Raw genomic sequence first — 5670 nt, forward strand, 5'->3', positions numbered from 1 at the left:
GGAGGACCCAGTCGGTGAAGAGGCGCTGGCCCAGGTCGGCGGTGGGCATCGTCACCGCCTTCGGAGGCACCGAGCTGCAGATGAGGTACGCCTTCCCCACCGCCGACCTGGGCCAGCGCCTCTTCACCGACTGGGTCCTCCCGTTCGAAGCGCTGTCCGTGCTGCTGCTCGCCGCGCTGATCGGGGCCATCGTCCTCGCGAGGAGGGACTGACCCGGTGCCCATCGCCGCCCCGCTGCTGCTGAGCGCGTTCATGTTCTCCGTCGGGGTCTACGGTGTCCTCGCTCGCCGGCACGGGATCCTGCTGCTGATGTCCGTCGAGCTGATGATGAACGCCGCGAACATCAACCTGATCGTCTTCTCGCAGTTCCTCGGCGACCCGGCGGGCAACATCGTCGCCCTGTTCGTGATCGCCGTCGCGGCCGCCGAGGTGGGCGTCGGGATCGCGATCATCATGCTCCTGTACCGTCAGCGTTCGACGATCGCCGTGGACGACCTACAGCTGATGAAGTGGTGATGGGACCCCTGCTGCCCGCTGCCGAGGAGGCCTCGCACGCCGTCAGGGACATGGCGTGGCTGGTGCCCATCCTGCCGTTCACCGCATTCGCGATCATCCTCGCCTTCGGACGCCGGCTCCCTGGGCGGGGCGCCTTCGTCGGCCTCCTCGCCGTAGGATCCGCTTTCGCGCTGGGGCTCGCGTCGTTCGTCGAGGCCATCCGCGGCCACGACGTGGTCGAGCGGACGGTCACGTGGTTCACCTTCGGAGAGGTCGACCTCGAGCTGGGGATCCGCGTCGACACCCTGACCGGGATGATGTTCGTCGTCGTCTGCTTCATCTCGCTGCTCGTGCAGATCTACTCGCTGGGCTACATGCACGGGGACCGCCGGTTCACCTGGTACTACGCGGCGATCAACCTCTTCACGGGCTCGATGCTCACGCTGGTGGTCGCCCCGAGCCTCGTTCAGCTGCTCATGGGGTGGGAGCTGGTGGGTGTCTGCTCCTACTTCCTGATCGGTCACTGGTTCGAGGAGAAGGAGAACTCGAGCGCCGCCATCAAGGCCTTCATCACGACCCGGACCGGCGACCTCGGCTTCGTTATCGGGGTGCTGGTCCTGTTCATCGGGTCCGGCACGTTCAACATCGGCGAGCTCCAGGAGCGGGTCGTGGCCGGAGACGTGTCCCAGCTGGCGATCACGGCGGGAGCGCTCCTGCTGTTCTGCGGCGCCGTCGGCAAGTCCGCCCAGTTCCCGCTCCACGTCTGGCTCCCGGACGCGATGGCGGGTCCGACCCCAGTCTCGGCGCTGATCCACGCGGCGACCATGGTCACGGCCGGGGTCTACATGATCGCCCGGCTCTTCCAGCTCTTCTCTTCGTCCGAGCCGGCGATGACGGTCGTCGCGGTCATCGCTTCCATCACCATGCTGGGGGCCGCCCTGCTCGCGGTCGTCCAGCGGGACATCAAGCGCGTCCTCGCGTACTCGACCGTGAGCCAGCTCGGCTACATGATGGCCGCCCTCGCGGTCGGCGCAGCCACCGCCGGCGTGTTCCACCTGTGGACCCACGCCTTCTTCAAGGCCCTGCTCTTCCTCGGCGCGGGCAGCGTGATCCACGCCGTCCACTCCAACGACATGTTCGACATGGGCGGGCTGCGCCGGTTCATGCCGACGACGACCTGGACGTTCCTCGTCGGCTCCCTCGCGCTCGCCGGGATCTTCCCGCTGGCCGGGTTCTGGTCGAAGGACGAGATCGTCGCCGCGGCCTGGGAGACCCACCGGCACTTCGCGATCCCGAACCTGCAGTACGTGGTCTTCGTCGTGGCGCTGATCACCGCCTTCCTCACCGCGTTCTACATGTCCCGGGCGTGCGTCCTGACCTTCTTCGGGCGATACCGGCGGGCTCCCATAGGTGGAGGGGCGGGTGACGACCACGGAGCCATCCACGGCGAACCCCACGAGTCACCGCCTTCGATGGCCTGGCCTCTGATAATCCTCGCCGTGCTGAGCGTCGTCGTCGGCTGGCTCGGCATCCCCTTCGGCGACCTGAACCGGTTCGGTGAGTGGCTCCACTTCGAGGGAGCCGAGCACGGGGAGTTCGTGCCGTGGATCGCTGTGCTGTCCACCGGTATCGCCCTGGCCGGGATCGCGCTCGGTTGGAAGATGTACTCGAAGGCCGAGTTCGGGTTCAGCGTGCGGGACCCGCTCGAGCGACTCGGCCCCCTGTACCGCCTGCTCGAGAACCGCTTCTACATCGACCACCTGTACATGACCGCGTTCGTCCGGCCCGTGCAGTACGGCCTGTCCCGGATCATCTACCGGTTCGACCAGCGCTTCGTGGACCGCATCGTCGCCGGGGCGGGAGCCGCCACCGTGCACGCCGGACGCGCGACCCGCCGCCTGGACGAGGCCGGCATCGACGGGGTCGTGAACGGTGCGGCCCGCATCACGGACCGGTTCGGTGGGTTCCTGAGGTACGGACAGTCCGGGAACGTACAGCGCTACGCCGCGGGCCTGTTCCTGGGGCTCGTGATCCTCGGCGCCGTCCTGTTCATCTAGGAGGAGATCAGATGACGCTCGAAGGTTGGGGATTGTCGGCGGCGGTCTTCCTGCCGTTGGTCGGCGCGCTGGTGATGCTCGCCGTCCCGAGGGCGGCTTTCGGCGCGCACAAGGCGCTGGCGCTCGTCTTCACGGCGATCCCGTTCCTCATCGCGCTCGCCATCGCGATCGGCTTCGACTACGGGGACACGGCCCGGATGCAGTACGAGGTGGACGCCTCGTGGATCCCGTCGATCGGCGCTCGGTACCACATCGGCATCGACGGCATCTCACACCTGTTGTTCGTCCTCACCTTCTTCATCACGTTCCTGTGCGTGATCTACAGCTACAGGTGGCTCCCTGAGCCGGTGAACCCGAAGGTCTTCTTCTCCCTCATGCTCGTCCTGACGACGGGGATGGCGGGGTGCTTCGTCGCCCTCGACCTCGTCCTCTTCTTCATCTTCTGGGAGCTCGTGCTCGTCCCGATGTACTTCATGATCGCCATATGGGGCGGCCCGCGACGCGAGTACGCTGCGATCAAGTTCTTTTTGTACACGCTCTTCGGTTCGATCTTCATGCTCGTGGGGTTCATCGCGCTCTACCTGCGGTCGGAGGTGGGCGGGGACCGGACCTTCGACATCCTCGCGCTCCAGCAGCTGGGTGCCTCCCGCGTCTGGGGAGAGACGTTCGGGATCCTGGTCTTCGCGGGCCTGTTCCTCGGCTTCGCGATCAAGGTCCCGATGTGGCCGTTCCACACCTGGCTCCCGGATGCCCACACGGAGGCACCCACGGTCGGGTCGGTGATCCTTGCCGCGATCCTCCTGAAGATGGGGACCTACGGTTTCGTGCGGATCGCGCTGCCGATCCTCCCGGACGCCGCCGTCGTCTGGGCCCCCTTCATCGGGATCCTCGCCGCGATAGCGATCGTGTACGCGGCCCTCGCCTGCCTGGCCCAGACGGACATGAAGCGCCTCATCGCCTTCTCGTCCGTCGGACACATGGGGTTCGTGATGCTCGGGATAGCCTCGCTGACCGACCGGGGGATCAACGGCGCCATCCTCGGGATGGTGGTGCACGGACTCATCACCGGGATGCTCTTCTTCGTGGCGGGTTCGGTGCACGAGCGCTTCCACACCCGGGACATCCCGAGGCTCGGCGGGATGCTGATCCTGCTCCCGTGGCTGGGCGGGATCCTCACCTACTCCTCGATCGCCTCCCTGGGCCTCCCCGGCCTCGCCGGGTTCTGGGGCGAGTTCCTCGCCCTGCTCGGGTCCTGGTTCCCGGCCCCCGCCCTGGGCGAGCTGACCCTGCTCTTCCGGATCCTCACCGTCCTCGGCGTGATCGGGACGCTGCTCACGGCCGGGTACTTCCTGTGGCTGCTGCAGCGGGTCAACCTGGGCAACGTCCCGGACGAGTGGGAGGGCCACTCCTTCAAGGACGTCACCCCTCTCGAGTGGCTGGCCTGGGCGCCCCTGCTCGTCCTCATCCTGGTGGTCGGCGTCTACCCTCGCCTGTTGCTCGACGTCACCAGCGACGCCGTGGGCCGGATCGCCCAGCTGTTCGGAGGCTAGTGGGGCATGAGGATCGACTACGCGGCAATCGGACCCGAGATCGCCCTCGCGGCGGGGCTGAGCCTCGTCCTGATGGTCGATCTCGCCCTCCGTGGGCGTAGCCGCGTCCTCGCCGGGTGGCTGTCCTTCGCCACGCTCGTGGTCGCGGCCGCGCTCCTCGTGCCGAACCACGGGAGGCTGCCGGTCCAGACGCTCGGACACATGTTCGTCCTGGACGGCTTCGCGTTCGTCTTCAAGGCGTTGATGCTGGGCTCCGCCGCCATCGTGGTGCTCCTGTCCATCCATCCGATGCGCGCGCACCGCTACGAGGGCGAGTACTACTTCCTGATGCTCTGCGCCGTCCTCGGCACGGTGCTGATGCCGTCCTCGCGCGACCTGCTCATGCTGTTCGTCGCCCTAGAGCTCGTCTCCGTCCCGGGGTTCGTGCTCGCGGGGATCCGCAAGCGCAACGCGCGCTCCAACGAGGCGGCCGTGAAGTTCTTCCTCTTCGGGGTGCTGTCGGCCGGGATCTTCGTTTACGGGATCTCGCTCATCTACGGGTTCGCCGGAACCACCGACCTGGCTCGCATCGCGCAGACCTCGAGGGTGGCGGGCGCCGAGCCCCTCCTGCTCGTCGGCGTGCTGTTCATCGTCGGCGCGTTCGGGTTCAAGGTCTCGGCCGTGCCGTTCCACTTCTGGGCTCCCGACACCTACGAGGGGTCCCCGACGCCCCTGGCCGCGTTCCTCTCGGTCTCCTCGAAGGCGGCCGGGTTCGTGGGGTTGATGCTCCTGCTGCTGGTCGGGGTCCCGAACCTCGCGGGCCTCTGGGGTCCGGTGGTGGGGGGCCTCGCCATCGCGACGATGACGGTCGGCAACGTCCTGGCCCTGCGCCAGCGCCACCTCGTCCGTCTCCTCGCTTACTCCTCGATCGGACAGGCGGGCTACATGCTGATCCCCCTGGCGCTGATCCGTCCCTACTCGACGGACCCGATGGCCGGCAGCAACGCGGGCCTCGTGCGCGGTCTGGCGATGTACCTGCTGGTCTACGCGGTCATGAACCTGGGTGCGTTCGCCGTCGTGATCGGTCTGTCGAAGCAGTACCCGACGCTCCTGATCCGCGACATCGCCGGCCTTTCGCGACGCGCTCCGTTCCACGCCGCTGCGCTGGCCGGGTTCATGCTGTCGCTGGGAGGGATCCCGCCCTTGGCGGGCTGGGCCGCGAAGTTCTTCGTCTTCCTGGCCGCGATGGGGGTGGGCTCGACCATGGCCGTCGTGCTGGCTGCCGTCATGGTCGTCAACAGCGTGATCTCTCTCTACTACTATGTGGGGGTCGCCAGGGCGATGTACCTGCAGGTTCCGGAGGAGGTGGGAGCGGTTAGGTTCCCGCCCCTGATCACCGCAGTCGTCGCCATCTGCATCATCGGCACGCTGGTGCTGGGGGTCTTCCCGGAGCCGTTCGCGAGCTTCGCCCGGTCGGCAGGCATCACCATCTTCCAGTCGTAGAGGTCGTAGCCGATGAGGAGCCACCGACGCAGCTCGACCACGCCCAAGGCGGTCTGGGTGCTCGTCGCGCTCGCGGTGGCCGTGAC

The 5670-nt window shown here is 67.4% G+C and carries 5 protein-coding genes; all 5 read left to right on the forward strand.

The genetic code is table 11. The annotated features are described in order from the left end of the window. Nucleotides 1–212, forward strand: a 212-nt coding sequence (locus tag VM840_11800) for an NADH-quinone oxidoreductase subunit J (GenBank protein ID HVL82261.1), incomplete at its 5' end; no start/stop codon positions are given. Between the two features lie 4 nt (nucleotides 213–216). After that, a complete protein-coding gene (nuoK, locus tag VM840_11805) occupies nucleotides 217–516 on the forward strand; it encodes an NADH-quinone oxidoreductase subunit NuoK (protein HVL82262.1) in 300 nt (99 codons plus the stop codon). Then, a complete protein-coding gene (gene nuoL, locus VM840_11810) occupies nucleotides 516–2552 on the forward strand; it encodes an NADH-quinone oxidoreductase subunit L (protein ID HVL82263.1) in 2037 nt (678 codons plus the stop codon). Before nuoK ends, nuoL begins: the two co-directional genes overlap by 1 nt. An 11-nt stretch (nucleotides 2553–2563) precedes the next feature. Then, nucleotides 2564–4102: an NADH-quinone oxidoreductase subunit M gene (locus VM840_11815; GenBank protein HVL82264.1), complete on the forward strand. Its 1539-nt coding sequence runs from the start codon at nucleotides 2564–2566 to the stop codon at nucleotides 4100–4102. 6 nt (nucleotides 4103–4108) lie between these two features. Further along, nucleotides 4109–5584 (forward strand): NADH-quinone oxidoreductase subunit N, encoded by a 1476-nt coding sequence (locus VM840_11820; protein HVL82265.1) that lies wholly within the window; start codon nucleotides 4109–4111, stop codon nucleotides 5582–5584. Nucleotides 5585–5670: the final 86 nt, after the last annotated feature.

Source organism: Actinomycetota bacterium (assembly GCA_035540895.1).
In the GTDB taxonomy this organism is placed as follows: Bacteria; Actinomycetota; JAICYB01; order JAICYB01; family JAICYB01; genus DATLFR01.